Origin of the sequence: Vibrio sp. 10N.261.46.E11 (assembly GCF_041472735.1) — a bacterium.
Taxonomy (GTDB): Bacteria; Pseudomonadota; Gammaproteobacteria; order Enterobacterales; family Vibrionaceae; genus Vibrio.
In genome coordinates this window covers 1-17,024 of the sequence record NZ_JBFRQW010000054.1, presented here as the reverse complement: position 1 = coordinate 17,024, position 17,024 = coordinate 1, and the positions used below count along the sequence as shown (strand labels likewise).

At 40.9% G+C, this 17,024-nt stretch carries 15 protein-coding genes, 1 tRNA gene and 1 pseudogene; 15 read left to right on the top strand and 2 right to left on the bottom strand.

The features are described from left to right. Window positions 1–427 precede the first annotated feature (427 nt). The 5 genes from AB4407_RS17130 (at window position 428) to AB4407_RS17110 (ending at window position 4,010) form a co-directional block, all read left to right on the top strand. On the top strand, window positions 428–1,027 hold the full coding sequence (locus tag AB4407_RS17130; RefSeq protein WP_372121414.1) for a hypothetical protein: 600 nt from the start codon (window positions 428–430) through the stop codon (window positions 1,025–1,027). A gap of 54 nt (window positions 1,028–1,081) precedes the next feature. Beyond that, complete coding sequence (locus AB4407_RS17125) at window positions 1,082–2,308, top strand: tyrosine-type recombinase/integrase (RefSeq protein ID WP_372121413.1); 1,227 nt, start codon at window positions 1,082–1,084, stop codon at window positions 2,306–2,308. Window positions 2,309–2,410: 102 nt separating this feature from the next. Beyond that, window positions 2,411–2,788: a hypothetical protein gene (locus tag AB4407_RS17120; RefSeq protein WP_372121412.1), complete on the top strand. Its 378-nt coding sequence runs from the start codon at window positions 2,411–2,413 to the stop codon at window positions 2,786–2,788. 47 nt (window positions 2,789–2,835) lie between these two features. After that, entirely contained in the window at window positions 2,836–3,315 is a 480-nt protein-coding gene (locus tag AB4407_RS17115) for a hypothetical protein (RefSeq protein WP_372121411.1), read from the top strand. A 266-nt stretch (window positions 3,316–3,581) separates the two neighbouring features. Continuing rightward, window positions 3,582–4,010 (top strand): DUF2787 family protein, encoded by a 429-nt coding sequence (locus tag AB4407_RS17110; protein WP_372121410.1) that lies wholly within the window; start codon window positions 3,582–3,584, stop codon window positions 4,008–4,010. 881 nt (window positions 4,011–4,891) lie between these two features. On the opposite strand, the gene AB4407_RS17105 is transcribed toward AB4407_RS17110, so the two are convergent. Further along, on the bottom strand, window positions 4,892–5,773 hold the full coding sequence (locus tag AB4407_RS17105; protein WP_210446286.1) for a WYL domain-containing protein: 882 nt from the start codon (window positions 5,771–5,773) through the stop codon (window positions 4,892–4,894). Window positions 5,774–6,041: 268 nt separating this feature from the next. Between AB4407_RS17105 and AB4407_RS17100 the strand changes: the two genes are divergently transcribed. From AB4407_RS17100 to AB4407_RS17070, 7 genes are all read left to right on the top strand, one after another. After that, window positions 6,042–6,308 carry a hypothetical protein gene (locus AB4407_RS17100; RefSeq protein ID WP_372121409.1) on the top strand — a complete coding sequence of 89 codons (267 nt, stop codon included), beginning with the start codon at window positions 6,042–6,044 and terminating at the stop codon, window positions 6,306–6,308. 291 nt (window positions 6,309–6,599) lie between these two features. Continuing rightward, complete coding sequence (locus tag AB4407_RS17095; RefSeq protein WP_006074926.1) at window positions 6,600–6,794, top strand: hypothetical protein; 195 nt, start codon at window positions 6,600–6,602, stop codon at window positions 6,792–6,794. Between the two features lie 568 nt (window positions 6,795–7,362). Continuing rightward, window positions 7,363–7,827, top strand: coding sequence for a hypothetical protein (locus AB4407_RS17090; protein WP_210446283.1), 465 nt, complete (start codon window positions 7,363–7,365; stop codon window positions 7,825–7,827). A 54-nt stretch (window positions 7,828–7,881) separates the two neighbouring features. Next, window positions 7,882–10,914 (top strand): DNA polymerase, encoded by a 3,033-nt coding sequence (locus AB4407_RS17085; protein WP_372121408.1) that lies wholly within the window; start codon window positions 7,882–7,884, stop codon window positions 10,912–10,914. Between the two features lie 792 nt (window positions 10,915–11,706). Continuing rightward, window positions 11,707–12,318 (top strand): peroxidase, encoded by a 612-nt coding sequence (locus AB4407_RS17080; RefSeq protein WP_372121407.1) that lies wholly within the window; start codon window positions 11,707–11,709, stop codon window positions 12,316–12,318. Next, on the top strand, window positions 12,318–13,442 hold the full coding sequence (locus AB4407_RS17075) for a helix-turn-helix domain-containing protein (RefSeq protein ID WP_372121406.1): 1,125 nt from the start codon (window positions 12,318–12,320) through the stop codon (window positions 13,440–13,442). Before AB4407_RS17080 ends, AB4407_RS17075 begins: the two co-directional genes overlap by 1 nt. A 179-nt stretch (window positions 13,443–13,621) precedes the next feature. Further along, window positions 13,622–13,885, top strand: coding sequence for a hypothetical protein (locus tag AB4407_RS17070; RefSeq protein ID WP_010434975.1), 264 nt, complete (start codon window positions 13,622–13,624; stop codon window positions 13,883–13,885). A gap of 140 nt (window positions 13,886–14,025) precedes the next feature. On the opposite strand, the pseudogene AB4407_RS17065 reads toward AB4407_RS17070, so the two are convergent. Continuing rightward, a pseudogene (locus tag AB4407_RS17065) lies at window positions 14,026–14,121 on the bottom strand (RDD family protein); the annotation flags it as partial. Between the two features lie 194 nt (window positions 14,122–14,315). Between AB4407_RS17065 and AB4407_RS17060 the strand changes: the two are divergent. The 3 genes from AB4407_RS17060 to AB4407_RS17050 all read left to right on the top strand — a co-directional run bounded on the left by AB4407_RS17060 (window position 14,316) and on the right by AB4407_RS17050 (window position 16,388). Then, a tRNA-Leu gene (locus AB4407_RS17060) sits at window positions 14,316–14,400 on the top strand. Between the two features lie 245 nt (window positions 14,401–14,645). Further along, entirely contained in the window at window positions 14,646–15,053 is a 408-nt protein-coding gene (locus tag AB4407_RS17055; RefSeq protein WP_139685405.1) for a VOC family protein, read from the top strand. A gap of 81 nt (window positions 15,054–15,134) precedes the next feature. Further along, window positions 15,135–16,388, top strand: coding sequence for an HD-GYP domain-containing protein (locus AB4407_RS17050; RefSeq protein ID WP_372121405.1), 1,254 nt, complete (start codon window positions 15,135–15,137; stop codon window positions 16,386–16,388). Window positions 16,389–17,024 lie beyond the last annotated feature (636 nt).

The window sequence follows — 17,024 nt, the reverse complement described above, 5'->3', positions numbered from 1 at the left end:
TATACACGACGGATTCAAAAATTCCTAAGTTGCTAATTTATAAAGAATTTTAATGAAAAGCCTCGATTTTTATCGAGGCTTTTCTGCTTTCAGAATATGTAAAAATACAACCTCCATCACACTTCAAAATATCCCTTCTTAATTTCTTTTATTTTTCTTCTACTGACAACTTCCTGTCCAACTTAAACATAGAACAACGAAACCAGAACCTAAGTTTTACTGGTCACTGCGGTCAAAGTAGTAAACCGAAAAGCGTTACTGTGCCTCTAATTTAAAATATCTTCAAAGCTTGATGGTTAAATGCTCAAGACAGCAAAACCGAAAAGGTACTGTCACGCTACTGTCTAGTTTTGGATTAAATAAAATCATATTTGTAATCATATATGATTCGCTCTATAGTTGTTTTAATCATAGATTGGAGGTGAGCATGCAGATAGAAATTAGCGACAGTACATACAACAGACTAGAGAAGTTAGCTGAAGGTTTTGATACTCCAGATACAGTGATATCAAGACTACTGGACTCTGTTGAAGGAACTGTAGAATCGAAACCAGAAATTGTTCTTTGCCCTAGTGATGAAGAGCACTTTAAGCGACTGCTTTTACGCGATCAATTAGCAGAAGTAGCAATCTATAAATCAGATATGTCTAGGGAAGTCTCTCAGTGGGTTGCCAAAAGGTTTACCGAATCCTCTAACCTAAAAGCAAACTTGTGGTCTGGTTATCTTCGAGACTGGAAGAAAAAAGGTATCACCAAAATTGAACTGTCGATTTACCCTAAACCAACCGTCATGGACGATGCTGTTGAGCTTGAAAGGGATAAGAAACTCGCATTAACACTTGGATTAACATTTGCCGAAATGAGAGAGCTAGATGGGGATTACGAAATAGAGACAAATGAGAGCAATGATGGGCTAGTTTACGAATATATTGTGCGCTTTCATGATGGTTGTGACTCCAGAATTTTGGATAAGATTGATGGGCTTGAGAATAATTGGGTAGCTGTCCCAAGCCATACATTCGAGTAAATATTGCACAATCAAACATATATAAATACCTCGGTTAACCACTGAGGTATTCACATGAGTAAACTATTCAAATTTACCCCAACCAAACTTAACAACATTCCACCCCACGATAGACACTCTAAATCCACCAACAATGAAGTCTCTGATACCGAAGTACAGGGCTTGAAATTACTTATCGGAAAATCTGGTAAGAAGCGCTTCCTACTAAGGTTTATATCGCCAATTTCAAAAAATAAATCCAGTATTGCACTCGGTCAGTGGCCAGATATCGACTTACCCACCGTTCGCAACAAAGCTCGCAAGTTAAAGGTACAAATCGCTGACGGTATCGACCCTAAACTTGAAAGGGATAAGCAAGTCGAAACTCAAGTACCGACCTTGTACGACTTCTTTCACGATACCTTTATTGTTTCTAAGAAAAGCAAAGGTAAGAAAACGTGGCGTGATGATATCGCTAGGTTTGAGCACTGGAAGCACCTACATACTAAACCTATCGATAAGGTAACTGGCGTTCATCTTCACCAAGTTCAAGCAAAGCTATTAGCAACAGAGTATCGCCCCGGTAAGAAGTACGCAGCAGCCACGGTCGATCGTACTATTGCCTTGATGAAAACGATCCTAAAGGAAGCATACCGCCTTTTAGACATCCCCTACATTGGCGATAAGGTGTCGCTTATCAATCCAGATAATATGAGAACTCGCTACTTAACCATGGAAGAAACAGCAGCAGTGATACGTGCATCACGAGATTACTATTGCCGCGTGACTGGAAATTTCATTTCTCTGCTTTTCCTTACGGGATGTCGAGATTCTGAATTACGTACGATTAAGTGGCGAAATATTAGCCTGATTGATAAGGCGATGTTCGTGGCCGATACCAAGAACGGATCTAGTATGACAGTGCCACTGACGCCATTTATGGTCGAACTGTTCCGGGAGCTATTAAACATGAGACAGAAAGGCAATCCATACGTGTTCTTTGGGCGTAAGGAGAGAAGTCATATCTCACAACCTAGAAATGCCTTTGCTCGAATTAAGGAGCGCGCAGGCATCAAGAACCCTCACGAAGTTTGCTTTCATGTGGCCCGTCATAGCTTCGCGACAAATTTAATAGAGAACGGTGTTGATGTTTTAACAGTGCAGCGTCTAATGAACCATAAAGACCTGAGTAGCACCCAAAGGTATGTAAAACACTCCAAACAAAAGCTGCTCAATAGTTCGGATACATTGTCCTCGGTACTGAAAGAACAAGCACCAAGACTGGCACACCGCATCAGTTAGATAGTTTTAACTTTAAAATCAAACATATATAAAAATTACACATACGCCCCTACTGGCTCTCGCTAGTAGGGGCTTTTTCGTATCTGGAACAAGGAAAAACACATGCAAGTAATAAAAACTTTTACGGAATTGATGGGCTTGAATTTGCCTAGCTCTGATAAGGCTAATCTCATGACACATTTAACTGAAGTAACGGATGGCGATTTGAATGAGTTGGAGAAAAGTTGGGACGAAATAGGCATCACCCTGGTTTTGTTCGATGAGAGCGATACCAATCAAGACCTCGATGATATGGATGAACAGACCAAGTACCTGATTGATTTCGTCACTAATCACCCAGAGTACGTGCTGCTTATCGGCTCTATGGTCATAGCGTTAGGTGTACTTAACGACTATGGCTCGGGTTGTTACCTAGCCGGATATGCCAGCACTCAACTTCATCCAATTCAGACGCTATTGACTCAGGTTGATGGCGAGTAGCCACACACGCAGCAATATTTCACATTATCACCGACAGGAGAATATCTATGAACCAACGCAAAGTCGACCCAGACTTTCCTAATGCTGAAACTCAAGATGATCAACACCAAGAGATTAATCATTTCGAACAAATCGTATTAACAGGTGCAGCATCGAAACTAGCAGGGACTGGCAAGGTTTTGTACGAAGTGGCGTTGCATAATGAAGAAAAGCAACTCTACTTCAGGATTGTAGGGCAGCAAGGAGGCTCAGGACTTCATTCAAAAGAGTGGCTATCCGTAAATACCATGCTTGAAATTATAGAAGCTCAGAAAGATAAACCATGGAAAAGTCAGCTGTACAAGCAGTTGTTTAATGGAGGTTCAGCAAACAACCACTCGTTCTGTTCTGTAATAATTCGGGACTTAGGTTTAGCATCAAAGACTGATTCATCACGCTACTTACATGTACTTTCAACAGACTTCGAAGATAAGAAAAGTGCATTACTGGCACTCGCCAAATCTCAAACCACATCTAAGAAAAAATAACCCTACCAGACAGTAAGACGACAGAAGAAATTTGCTAGGTCGATGAGTTGTAACCTGTTTACTTCATCAGGTGATTACCTCCAACGAACGATGAGTAATACGATCACCACTGATATCACTACTCGACGGATTTCAAATTTCTTGAGTTATCAGTAGAAGAGTTAATGACGGGATCAGAATACTCACTTCGAACCAAGCCACTTCCCAATTTTCATACCGCGCACTACACAAGAGTGCATCCCTAACAAACTAAAAGAGAATTTATTATGAAACTATGCTTTTCAAAGAATAAGCTGACTTTACCAGTCAGTGTCGATCTTCAAGATACTTTAAACCGAGTGATCAGCGAATCAGGCAAATGGACACCTATGATCCAATCGGTCGTGATTAACTTTCGAGAAAAATCATACTGTCCTGAGAGTGGTGGCTACCATCCTGTGGAAATCCGTATCACTAGGCTTAATGACCAATGGGTTTTCGATTACATCACTGATTTTAGCTACTGTGGATTGATGCCAGAGCTTGAGAAAGAAATCGACTTTGATTTTGGTCATGGAGTAGTTTACATCCGATACATGGGTGAAGTTCCCATTACTGATCCCAGTGTCGCTGAGTTCTATTCGATGTGGGAAACCAACTTTCTAAGCTACATCGGAATGGACTGCTTTGATGAGATAAAAGTCACGGTGGATTAGTCCATCACTAACGAATCAAGTTGAAAGCACCATGTATGCACCATAAAATCCGCCTCTCACTTCCTAGTGAAACCAAGGCTTCCTATTGCTCCATGTAACTCATGGTGTGATGGGAAGCCTTTTTCATTGGGGTAGCAGGTGTTTTGTTATTAAAGACTCCCATTGCTATCTGAAAGCAATGGGAGTGAGTGTTTAGGTGTAGCTATGGCGCGTAATGTATAGAGGTATTGAGAACGACTTCCTCGGAGATTTTCCATAGCCATCTGTTCTAATTACAGCGCCAAGAGCGCACCTTAATTCGATGTTTACAGCTTGGAGTGAAAACTTGGATACTTTCACTTTTGGCATTAGAAACAAGGTCAAAATGGGTATTTCGCTAAATGACAGAGATAAGCATTGATTGGAATAGGAACTTGTCATTTATAAGCTCAATGACAAGTCCAATCGATTAAAGCATTCTCACTAAAATAACCAAGTAATCTGACTCAAGATAACCACCACAGCGACATTGGTGATATCGACGATAAACAGATATGGACTGGATTCAGTGGTTTTAAGCAGAGTTCTAGCATCAGTTCTCATAGTAATACCCCTATATATTCAACCTGCTCAAAGCGCAGTTATTTATTAGTTAGTCACCGTTCACCGAAAAACAGCATCGTTTTGAGTCTTTCCTTAGCTAGTATCGGTTCGAAGTTTGGTAAAACACTCTAGTTCCCATATCTAACATAGAAAGCTTAAAAAGCGCTGCATAGTGGTTTCTTTATGACATGGAGCGACTACAACAGAGAGCAGAAACAACATTATGCATTGGTGATTGCATTTCATCTCAACAAAGCATCAACAAGCCAACCAACGTACTTCAATTAGCTCAGTGCCTTCTACTGGGTTGAATCCAGATACGCTTGGAGCTCTTGCTTCAACAAGTAACGTATCCAGTCAGGTGAGAGCACTTCTGCATGAGGTAGCCACGTTTTAAGTTTACGTAGTAATTCTGGAATGTTCTTGGTCTGGTGACTAACAAGCACTTGCCCTGAATCCAGCTCTTTCAATACTTGGAAGTCATCAGAGTTACCTTCATTTAAGAAAGCTCCCACGACTTTAGTGCTCATCTGTATAAGAACTTCAACGGGATTGAGTCGTTCATCTTCATACCCACAACCAGTTAGCTTCTGCTCAACGCTAGAATCAGGAGAGTATTTATCCTCGTAACGCACTAACTCACGAATCTTGGCCACTCTGAGTGACTCTAGGCGGTTTCTGTACGTCCCGACAATGAACCACAATCCGCGTTCATTCAACAGTTTGTAGCTGTGGAACTCATCATAGGTTTTTCCTTCATGGCTAAAGCTAATCACGTTTCGTCGCTGTATCGATTCGATAAGTTTCTCGAACACCGGAGCACATTCACTGATGTCCTCGACTTGTGGGTTCTTGAAGAGAAAGGGCGGTGTGGTTTTGTTGTTCAATACGCCATTGCTTAGATAGTGCTTACCTGAAAACAAAGTATCGAATCCCATGTTTAACAGCAGGAGAGATAGTTCATTATTGGTCTGTCTGCCTAAGAACTTAGGGTCTAACGAGTAACAAGCTCCGTCACGTTGTATAGGTAGGTAATTTAACCGTTCATTGAAGTCCCGATTTAACGTCCTTCTCGCTACCCCAAATTCACGACTTAAATCGTCCAGATGCAACTTCTCACCTGTATTTAAACGGGTCAGGATGATGCCAAGTCGTTTCGCTAGTTTGTCATGCTCTTTCATTCTACGCATTGTAGATAGGTCACTCGTCAGGTGGTGTCGTGATCGGAAAGAACCTGATTATTTCTAGCGAATTTTCATAAGGTTACTGATATTGCTATAGCTTTCATTAGCTACCTCTAGGTATGCCTTACAAGGCATTCATCAATCATTTCAATATTTCTACATCTGAGCGACACACCCTGTCGTTCACCCTCTTTAAACTGATCATCAATCACGTTAACGCCGTCTCTTATAAGCGGCGTCACTACGTATTTAAGGAAAACAAAAAATGAAAACATCAATCATCCTGCTAGGTATAACTTCACTATTCGCATCTTCAGTATTTGCAGGTGGCACGTTCGGCGGTAATCCGGGCGATATCTCGAAAATGAAAGAGATGCTAGAGCCTCAATGGAATGGCAAGGCAGGTATTCAGAATACAGCGTCTTACGGTGTCATCGTGCAATGGAAAGCGGATGTCTGTGGAACCATGAATGGTCATGTCACTGATACGGCGAAATGCGGCCCAGATACCCAGAAAGGTAAAGCACAATAAATTTTGTTGCGGAGCTTGGCTCACGATGCCTCAGTTTCGAAATTGGAACTCTCTAGGCTGAGACATCAATGAGCTCCGCAACACCTAATAAACCAACAAGAAGGAGCCTTTACATGGCGATTAAATCCATAACAACACTCGTTACAACCTGTCCTGCATGTGGTGAGCGTGCTTATGATGATGGTAGCTGTCAGGTGTGCGGTCACTCTCACTAAAGCTGTATTAGTAAAATCTAAGGGCGATATCGGAAGGTATCGCCTTTTTTCATATCTATAGGAAAGGAGAATCGTGATGAAAGCATATGATCGAGTCATGCCTCAACAAAGATGGTTTAAGCCAAGCGTTTCAACTGGATTGAAAGGCGCACATTACGGGACTGCTCTAGGTGCTAGGTTTGGTCCTCAAGGCGTTGTCCTCGGTGGTGCAATCGGATTTGTCAGTGGAGCCTTAATCGGTGGTGTTCTGGATGAGCTAGACGTTCTTTAATGATTGAAGGAGTGGAGACAACTCTGCTTCTTCTCTTTTTTCGACACACACTGTTACTTTAGATGCGATTTTTTAACTCGTGGTCGCAATTTGATTTTGACTAAGTGTTTGAATTTTAATGTGTATACTGGTGGTCCTAAATGATGCGTATGGGTAAGAGATTAGGAGCGTGATATCCCTGTGCAATCATCGAGGGGGGATTTTTCTTGATACCGATGTCTTGGCATCAAGATTCCTTGTTCCTATATCACAGGTTAATTTCTGCTTGTTGATTCTACCCTCTAATACATTGGGAACGGTTGTGGTAAGTGAATATTGATGCCCTATCACAGCAAAAAATTCAGGAGGGTAAATACGAACACAAATATGTAACCTAAATCTCCTTACCCATATATAACTTCTAGGGTTTCTCTCTAGCCACTGGTACATAAGGCATGAGGTGGTTTTGAATTGCGGTAATAGATATAAAATGTCGCAAGTTGATGACTTTATTCTCGAATGTCACTCTGGTGGGCTTCTTTTAAAGTAGTAAGATGCTTTTCTCTCTAAATAAGGACTATAAGAAAAAATGGCAACGAAGGTAAAGAAAGGTTTTATTACAACTCCAAGTGGTGATGAGCGATCTATTCAAACGATACATGGTGCTTTGCTGTGTGAGGAAACGATTGTACTGACCGGTAGTGATTCTCAGAATATCGATTTTCAACAGTATGAATCTATTGAGGAAGCTGGTGATGTCTTTAGAAAGTTAGCTAATGCATTAAGTCAAGGTGAGGTTGTCAAAGGTAACCGCTTTATCGAGCTTCCAAATGGAAATCTCCTTCGAAAAGAGCAAATTATGGCGATAGAGCTGATTACCAATGCATATGAAGGTTTCATCTTAAGGAATAGGAAAGACCAGATTGTTGATTTTGTGGCGGAAAGTGACGTGGGTAAACGTGAGATCATTAAAGCTGAGTTATTGAAGTCATTAGAGGAGAAGACCGGAAGGGCGAAAGGTTATCAACCTGAATGGAAGAAGTTATTGGGGTAATCCACTTGGTATTGGGCGGGTCTCCTTTTTAATTTATGGATAACAAAAAAACCTATGACTACGAATTTAGATATCACAGACACAACCTCCTTTTCCCCTATTTTAGGTGTTCAGGCGACTAAAAGAGCGACTGAAACCGCACAACTGAATAACTTGATTGAGACATGGAATAACCGTTTTGAACCTGAGAATCAGAAAAACAGTGCTGATGAACTCAAAGCATATTTAGAGAAACGGAAACGATCTGATTCTGTTCGCTCTGGTGGTGAAGTGTCGCGAGAACTAGATCAATATCTAACTGATCGAAAGAGTCGATTTAAGTTTCTTAAGGCGAAGGGTGGCAATGTTCACATCGGAATCGATTCTGAATGGGAGTACGATGAGGAAAATGAGTGCAACAAGATTCTTTCTTATCAGTACTGCTTACTGACCCCTGATGGTAATGAGTATAAAGGCGTTGATTACCCCAAGAGCACCGCCAAGGAAGACCGATTCGAGTTTAATAACTACCTCTTCCAGATCCTTAATAGAGCCAAACGGCATGGATGGATAGATGAGTACCCCGCTAACACCTTTGTGTATTGCCACTTTATGCGAGCTGATCTAGCGTCATTTGCTGCTTACTGGAATATAAAAGGCAGCAAAAAACACGATGCTGCTATGGCTACGGTGAGTAATGCTAGAGGGGACTACGGACTGGATTTGAGGTCAATTGGCGCATCTCAATATAAACCGAAAGAAGTAACGTTTACCGGAAATAATAAGAGGCCAGAAAAGACCTCTATTCACCTGAAAGATACATTGTTTTTGTCTCCTGGGAGGACATCACTTGATGTTATCGGTGAGGCTATTGGTATTCCTAAAGTGGAAATACCAAAAGGTTACTCCATTGAGCGAATGAGTGAGTTGCTTCGGGACGACCAAGGAACCTATGAGCTTTACGCCATAACCGATGCAGAAATTGCCGTGAAATATGGTCGTTTCGCAGAAGAGTTTGCATTAAATGAGTTAAATGAGGTCATTGCACCTGAGTCTAATATTAATGGGAAGAGAAAAGCGCGTAATAGATTGAAGTATCTACCGAATACGCTAGGAAACTTATCCGTTGCGCTGTTTAAGAATGTTTATGCTGACCTGTACGAAAAGAGGGAAAAAGCCGAGATAAAGCCAAATCTAGCGCTGAATAAAGTATTTGGTATGGAAGAGGTCACCACATACAAATGGGATGACAAGTCAAAACGTTCTGTTCCTAAATCTCTATTAGTACTGTCTGGAGAACGAGACCGAAATGAAGCGACTGCTCGACGTTGTTTTTTTGGTGGTCGTAATGAAGATTACGTTTTTGGTCCATCTCCCAAAGGCGTGATAAGTGACTGGGATTTAGTTGGAGCGTATACCACGGGGTTAGTTGACATATTACCTGTTGATTATCGTAGGGCGTTTTCATCAACCAATATTAAAGATTACCTTGGTCATGTGATGGGATTTGCTTACGTACGTTTCAGATTTAAAGAGGGAACGAGGTTTCCATCACTTCCGGTGAGAACCGAGACTTATGGTTTGTATTACCCGATGGAAGGTGAGACATACTGTACTGCGCCTGAAATTGCGGTCGCTTTTAATATGGGATGTGAGATTGAAATTCTGTATGGTGATATTATTCCTTGGGTAGAAGGCGCTGAACCTATCTTTGAGCCGTTTACCAAGGTTATCCGTAAGCTTCGGAAAGCGCACAAAGGTACCTTTAAGGAGGCTATCAGTAAGGACGTTGGAAACACATTATATGGAAAAATTGGCCAGCAGGTTGGATTTCAACGGAACAAATTTGATACCAAAACAGGGTTGAGCAGACCGTCTACCAGCTCACCTGTGACTAACTCTTATTTTGCTTCGCATGTGACTGGCTTTATAAGAGGCGTTTTGTCTGAGCTATTGGCTAACGTAGGTGATGCGACTGTATACAGTGCTACTACAGATGGAATGCTTACTGATTTAGAAGATGGAAGCCGGATGATTATTAATGAATACCATCTGGGTGGAGAAACCTATCCTTCTGTCACCTCACGCTTTCGGGATTTATGTCGTAAGTTTGGTGATGAGGACATGCTGGCTTTGAAGCATCAGGTTAAGCAGGTCATTGCTATGAAGACGAGAGGACAGTTAACCGCCGAAATGCTTCCTAGTGATGGTAGTAGGCCTGATTTAGTAGAACTTCGTAAAAAACCTGTTACTGCTAAAGCTGGAGTTAAACCACCGAGGGATTGCAAGGATGAAAATCAATGGATGGTGGACCTGTTCCTTAATCGTGAACCTTCTCAGCGCATATCTAACAATTCCTTAGTATCTGAGCGAGACATGTATCTGCATGAGTTGGATATGGTGGAAATTACGAGGGACAAGTTCCTGAATCTAGAGTTCGATTTTAAGCGCAAACCAGTGAACCCACGAATGATGGAAGTGCTAAACCAGAAAGATGGCGAAGTAATGGAACATCTTGCTTTCGATACTGTTCCTTGGCTTAACAGTGATGAAGGTCAGCTTGCTCGCTCTACGTTTGATGCATGGCGAAAAGGAAAAACGCCTAAGAAACCGAAAGATGAGACTGGTGAAGCTGAGCAAGCTAAGCCGAAAGAGTATAAGCGGATTGATGCTCGTTGCCTTAAAACAATGGACGACTGGCATGATTGGACTGACTTTTACAAGATTAAAGCCGTTATGACGGTTAAAGGCCAGAATTACGAGAACAATAGTTCTGAGGGTATCTTTAAGCGTCATTTCCTGACTGCTTTAACTAATGATGCTTGGGGGTTGAGTCGTATTGGTTCTGATGGAAAGAGAATCACTTATGCTGCTATTGCTGAGGTGTTCACTGATGCTGGTTATCCAATTACGAAGAAAGATGTCGAGAACTCTAAAGGTCGGAAATTGTATGAAAATATGTTGCCTGCTGCACCTAAGCTTGTTCCTATGTTGATGTGGGTAAAAGATCAGTTCCCAGAGATGCAAGTTGAGAAGTTCTTTATGGAAGATGAATACGCAAAAGTGTTGAAGTTGATGGAAGCTGAACGTAGTAAACTGGCTTTATAAATAGGTTCGTAGGGTAAATAAATTGGAAGTATTCACCTTACGTGTCTTTCTAGCCGCTTCTCTGTGGTGATTGGTGCTGTACTCTTAGGCTCGGTGTCTGGTGAATGTATAGTCTGCTTTAACCATGTATTTATGTGGGATAAGTATTAAATCTTGGTCAGTGTCGTGTTGCTTCTTGATTGGTGGCGATATGTATGGAAATGAGAAGAAAGTAACAGGATTGAACGTTTCTACTTAGTTGGTCACCATGGCAACTTGATTGCTGGGTGTGTTTGTAAGCGAATGTTCCACCTTCTGTAATGCTTGGTCCCGTGTGATACTGATTTCCTTGTGCCTACAATGCTATGGTGGAAAATTTCCAGTAAGCATGGTTTCTTGAAGCTTTGCTGTAATAGTGCGTTGGTGGTCTTGGGAGTTGATTGTCTAGTCTGGTGATTTTAATGCTGACCATTTGGTGTAAGAGAAATTTCAATTTCACCGAAACCAAGGACCCTTATCCCGCATCAGAACTCTCAAAACGGTGCTGTTTTTCATCGAGTGTACCTAAACATATAAATAACTCCGCTAGGAGGTCCGATTTAAATATGATTTACCCTAGTAGTTAGTGGTGAACGATTTGGTCTGACTGTATTTGCGACTAGAGTGTTATTAGACTTCGCCTGTTGACTTGTTCTTGTTTTGGTGACATGTGGGTTTGGTGGTGATTTATGATCAAGGTGTTGACAAAATCACTAAAAAGCATATTATTATATGTAATTTCACCGTTACATATATTTATTAGGAACCTTAAATATGCAAGACCCTTGGGATATTGTTCCAGAGTTGACGCCTGAACGTATTAAACAAGTCGCTTCTCTAATTCGTTCTGTCCGTGATGACGTTATTGATTTACATAATGAAGAGCTTGGTGACACAGCCCGATCTACGGGATTGAGAGCTTATGAATGTTGTCGTCAGCAGATCATTTGGGCTACGTTAGATACTGAAAATTGGCCGTGGCTTGGTATGTTAAAAGATGATGGTCGCTTCACTTTTTCTATCGGAGGCGTTCCTGTTCGTATGTATCGAGGTTCTCCAAGAGCTCCTGGGAAACGGCGTCAAATTGCATGCGTTGAAGCACATCGCCAAATGACATTTTTGTTTGAAGATATCGGTGAATCATCATATATTCGCTGGCTTTTTGCGGTTGAAGTTGATTCTGATCGATATGTTGAGCGTATCACCTTTACGGGATATCTCAATGAAGAGCAAGTGTCTGCATATGAAGTGCCGCTAGAACAACCTGTTCCTGTCTTAAGTAAGGTCACTGAAGTATTACCAGAACCAGCTAAGCTTAACAAAGCTAAGGTATCAGTTAAGAAAAAGCCAAACGAAGACAGCGATGTACAAAATGGTAATCGTTAATGTGTGAATTTTTTGTTGGTGAGAGATTACGTCTCGCACGAACGCTAAAAGGGTATACTTTACAAGATGTAGGAGATGCCGTATCTGTTAGTCGTCAGAGTATTCATCAATATGAAGGAGAAGCAAGAACTCCTCCGGATGATGTTGTTGGTGCTTTAGCTGAATTTCTTGGAGTCTCTGTAGATTTCTTTTATATGCCCTTGTCAGGGGACGTAAAAGCCGAGCAATGTCACTTTAGAAAGCGAAAGACGACTCCTGCAGTAGTTGCTAATAGAGTTCTTTCGTACAGCACTGTTTTAGAGCAGTTAGTCGGTATACTTCACCAAAATTTAGATTTGCCTGAGAATCACTTCAACTTGATTGATGCAGATAAAATTCCAGAACTATCAGCCCCGATTGTTGAAAAAATTGCTGAAGGTGCTCGCAAGTTTTGGGGGCTTCCTCTTGATGCGCCTATAGACGACATGATTGATGTGGCTGAGAATGCTGGGGCGATAGTTACCTGTTTCGATGGTGTATCAGAAAAAGTGGATGCACTTTCGGTCAATCGCAAATACCCTATTATTATTCGCAACAATGCAAAAAGCAGTGTATGTCGTTTACGTTTTGATATCGCTCATGAGTGTGGCCATTTGATTATGCACAATGGTGTTGAAACTGGTTGTAAGCAAACAGAGAAGGAAGCTGATATGTTCGCGAGTGCTTTTCTCTTTCCTAGGGAAGCATTTGCGGTTGAGTTTCCAAGTTGTTTGACTCAACGAGGGATTAGTTGGAATCGCTTGTATGATTTGAAGCAGCGTTGGAAAATGAGTGCTAGGGCAATTATATATAGAGCGCATTTTCTAGGTTTTATTACAGCTCAACAATATCGTTCTGCTAATGTTTGGTTTAGTAAGACTGGTCAAACAAAGGGTGAGCGTCGAGATGAGTTAATCCCAATTGAATCTCCTCATGTTATGAATCAGGCTATAGAAGTATTAGAGTCTGACTTAGGGATAACATTTGATATGTTGGCTCGAAAGTTAGGGGTTACAATTGAAACGTTATCTGAAATCACAGGTATAGAATACTCGCCGCAGGTAGTATCTCCATTTGATGATGTTGTGGTACCGTTTAATTTCTGATTTTATAAGGGTAAGTACTTCATAGTGCTTACCCTTAATTATTCCTAACTGTCGTTCTGTTTCTGAAATGTGTTAGCTCGCCACGCATGTCGTGGCTTTTTTGGGAAGTGAATCATAGATACTCAACCAGTTTTCTATTTATCATGAAGTCTCTTTATTCTTAATTAGGTAACTTAAAAATGACGGTTTACTGCGTTAGTTATGATTTGAATTCTCCGGGGCAGAAATACGAAAAAGTACATGAAGTTTTGAAGAACTTTTCTAAGTGGTATCACTTCATGGACTCTACATGGCTCATTTCTACTCACTATAATGCAACACAGATTCGCGACATGATTTCGCCTTACCTAGATGAGAGTGACAAAATGTTCGTTTCACGTGTTAATGAGTATTCTGGTTGGTTGACCGCTGACGAGTGGGCATGGTTATCTGAAAATGTTTAACTTTGATGTTATTTGGATTTGAACCGCCACGCCCGAAGGCAACGTGATTTTGAAGAGGTAGTGTGTTGAAGTGGTAGAGGTGTTGTTTGCTGTCTATATATGGTTCATCGATTTCGTCGCCAGCTCTGCGGTAGCATTTCCATCATTTCAATAGCGATTACGATCAGAGCGTCATAGAACAAGGCACCAAATCGGCGCATGACTCCTGCTGGTGGCAGAGTGTTTGTTGATGTCATGTGTTATTACTTCTTTAAAAATTGAGGCGTCAGAATATAGTTTAAGGCTTAGCCTGAAAAGAGACATGACGCACAGCTTATGACTTAGTGGCGAAATTATCGGCAAACACACATGAATTCAAGTTTTTATACTTGCCACATCAGTTCGCATACGTATAATGCCAAACATCGACAGGGTAATGCCCCAAGATAATGCCGGTATGGTGAAATTGGTATACACGACGGATTCAAAATCCGTTGCCTTCGGGCGTGGCGGTTCAAGTCCGCCTACCGGTACCATATTTAAATAACAAAGCCTCGACTCAAGTCGGGGCTTTGTTGTATCTGGAGAACAGAAAGCATTGCCTTCGTTTTAGCGGCAGGAATGCCTGTCCAATCAGTCAGATCTTGTTGTGCCATTCCAAAATATCGCAGTTTTCCTTCGCAATTCGATTCCTTAGTAAATTGATTATCTTAAATCAGAATGTTATCTGTCATTCTCACGTCTATTGTCTATGTTTAAAGGACTAACAGAGGAGAAACATATGCTGACAGTAACCCCTTACTTGTTTTTTGATGGCCGTTGTAGTGAAGCGTTAGATTTTTATCATAAATGCTTCGGTGGTGTTGTTTTATCGAAGCAACTCTTTAGTGATGCTCCTCAGGTAATAGAGGGCGCAAAGCCTAATTGGGTTATGCACGCTGAGTTCGAAGCATTTGGTATGAAGCTCATGATGTCTGATGGCGTTAAAGCTAAAGAACTTGAAGGGAACAATCTGGCACTTTCCTTGGTTACAGAGGATACCGCGACTCAAGAGAAAATTTTTGAGAAGCTCAAACAAGGGGGGCGAATAATGACGCCACTCGCTGATACGTTTTGGGGTGCTAGATTTGGTAAAGTGGAAGATAAGTTCGGTATTCGTTGGATGGTGCATTGTGATTCTTTAAGTTGAACCTGTGAAATTGGATAGTGAAATTCCTGCGTGGTTTTATTAGAATTGTAAATATAGATTATTAATCAATATTATATAAATATGGGCAGCATAAAGATTACTGTAGATCGCATCCAGCCCGGCCTACATATACGACTTCCCCTAAAATGGAATGAACACCCATTTTTATTCAACAGCTTCAAAATAAAAGATGACGTTCAAGTGAACATAATTCGGCATCTTGGGATTAAGCATGTCTATATAAATCTAAGTCAAAGCGATACTGCACCTTTACCCTCTAATCACGAGATAGAGAAAGGTGCCGATTCAGATCTACAGATAAGCCTTGAAACTGAAAGGATGTGGAAAGATAAGCATGAACGTATCGAAACCCTAAGCTCTTACCGTCGTAGAGTCAGTCATTGTGAGAAAGAGTTCGAGCGCTCGCTTGCTCGAATGCGTTCAGTCATGACAAAAATTCGTAACCGACCTATAGATGCGGTAGGAGAGGTTAAGAGCCTAGTTGATGATATTGTTGAAATACTGGCAAGTGACGATAGCGTTACCTTACATCTTATGAATGCTAAAGGTGATTTTGAAGACATTTACTTTCATACATTAAATGTCTCTGTCGTTGCGTTAATGATAGGTAAAGCTAAAGGCTACAATACTCAACAATTGAAAGCGCTTTCTTTTGCTGCGTTGTTCCATGATGTAGGAAAAATTAAAATACCAGCTGCAATACTTAGAAAGCAGAGCACGCTGACGACACCGGAAGAGAATTACCTAAAACTTCATACCAAGTATGGTGCTGATATTGTCGCTGGAATTGATGACTTTCCTGAAAGTGCCAAAAAAGTAATCGTTCAACATCATGAAATGAATGATGGCTCTGGTTATCCCGAAGGCTTAAAAGAAGAAGAAATAGATGAGCTGACCAAGATTGTATCAGTGGCTAATGCATTTGATAACCTTTGTCACGGTAAAACGCAATCTCAACAAATGATCCCATACTTGGCATTGTCCCACCTATATAAGAACTGCAAACATCTATACAGTCAGGATAATTTGAGCCTATTGGTTAAGTTCATGGGAGTCTATCCGCCGGGTACTGTCGTGCAGCTTTCCAATGAATCAATTGGAATCGTGATTTCGGTTAATGCCAAACATATGCTTTATCCGAACGTACTGATCTATGATCCTAGCGTTCCAAGAACCCAAGCCCCGATCATTGACCTATTTACTAAAGAGATAAAAATTGTCAATGCAGTTCATCCAAGCAAGTTACCGGAGCAAGTTAGAGAATATCTAAACCCTAGGGCTCGTTTATCTTACTTTTTTGATAATGGTGAGTAGTTATCCACAGGTTCTTGTGGGTAGTTTGTTCGAAACTTGGGTTGAAAGTTGTATAAATAAGCCCTTGGTTGAAATGTCTTCACTTAACCTCTTTTTTTAATAAAAAATGCATTTAATGCTTGCCAATAAAAGCTGCGTCTCTATAATGCCGCCTCACTGACACGGTAGACGCCATAAGGCTTCAGCGCAGAATGTTAGTAAGGCAACTAGCTTTAAGCGATAATTCGCTTCTACTTTTAGAAAGTAGAAATTAATTCTCAATGAGTGTTTGACACTGAGAATTAAAACGCTAGAATGGCCGCCTCTTCCGAAGTGATGTAAGTCACAACGAAGAGAAGCTCTTTAACAATTTAAACCTATCAATCTGTGTGGGCACTCGTTGATGAATATCAAAACGTTTTATTTTCCTTTTTATTAAGAGAAGTAAAACAGATTCTTCGGAATCAAAATTGATTTCAATGAACTGAGTGACCAATACGAATAACTACTTTCTCTTGTAGAAAGAAGGTATTTGGCACAGTCAATTCATTATCTTTCTGTTGGAAAGATAATAGCTTTAGAATTACTTTTTACTTTCGAGTGAGAATGGATTTTGAAGTCAGTATTCGTTGAGCCGACAAAATCTTAAATTGAAGA

What these genes read in the sequence shown, in the direction of transcription:
- AB4407_RS17130 (WP_372121414.1), top strand. Translation starts at nt 428, where the DNA reads ATGCAGATAGAAATTAGCGACAGTACATACAACAGACTAGAGAAGTTA.
- AB4407_RS17125 (WP_372121413.1), top strand. Translation starts at nt 1,082, where the DNA reads ATGAGTAAACTATTCAAATTTACCCCAACCAAACTTAACAACATTCCA.
- AB4407_RS17120 (WP_372121412.1), top strand. Translation starts at nt 2,411, where the DNA reads ATGCAAGTAATAAAAACTTTTACGGAATTGATGGGCTTGAATTTGCCT.
- AB4407_RS17115 (WP_372121411.1), top strand. Translation starts at nt 2,836, where the DNA reads ATGAACCAACGCAAAGTCGACCCAGACTTTCCTAATGCTGAAACTCAA.
- AB4407_RS17110 (WP_372121410.1), top strand. Translation starts at nt 3,582, where the DNA reads ATGAAACTATGCTTTTCAAAGAATAAGCTGACTTTACCAGTCAGTGTC.
- AB4407_RS17105 (WP_210446286.1), bottom strand. Translation starts at nt 5,773, where the DNA reads ATGAAAGAGCATGACAAACTAGCGAAACGACTTGGCATCATCCTGACC.
- AB4407_RS17100 (WP_372121409.1), top strand. Translation starts at nt 6,042, where the DNA reads ATGAAAACATCAATCATCCTGCTAGGTATAACTTCACTATTCGCATCT.
- AB4407_RS17095 (WP_006074926.1), top strand. Translation starts at nt 6,600, where the DNA reads ATGAAAGCATATGATCGAGTCATGCCTCAACAAAGATGGTTTAAGCCA.
- AB4407_RS17090 (WP_210446283.1), top strand. Translation starts at nt 7,363, where the DNA reads ATGGCAACGAAGGTAAAGAAAGGTTTTATTACAACTCCAAGTGGTGAT.
- AB4407_RS17085 (WP_372121408.1), top strand. Translation starts at nt 7,882, where the DNA reads ATGACTACGAATTTAGATATCACAGACACAACCTCCTTTTCCCCTATT.
- AB4407_RS17080 (WP_372121407.1), top strand. Translation starts at nt 11,707, where the DNA reads ATGCAAGACCCTTGGGATATTGTTCCAGAGTTGACGCCTGAACGTATT.
- AB4407_RS17075 (WP_372121406.1), top strand. Translation starts at nt 12,318, where the DNA reads ATGTGTGAATTTTTTGTTGGTGAGAGATTACGTCTCGCACGAACGCTA.
- AB4407_RS17070 (WP_010434975.1), top strand. Translation starts at nt 13,622, where the DNA reads ATGACGGTTTACTGCGTTAGTTATGATTTGAATTCTCCGGGGCAGAAA.
- AB4407_RS17055 (WP_139685405.1), top strand. Translation starts at nt 14,646, where the DNA reads ATGCTGACAGTAACCCCTTACTTGTTTTTTGATGGCCGTTGTAGTGAA.
- AB4407_RS17050 (WP_372121405.1), top strand. Translation starts at nt 15,135, where the DNA reads ATGGGCAGCATAAAGATTACTGTAGATCGCATCCAGCCCGGCCTACAT.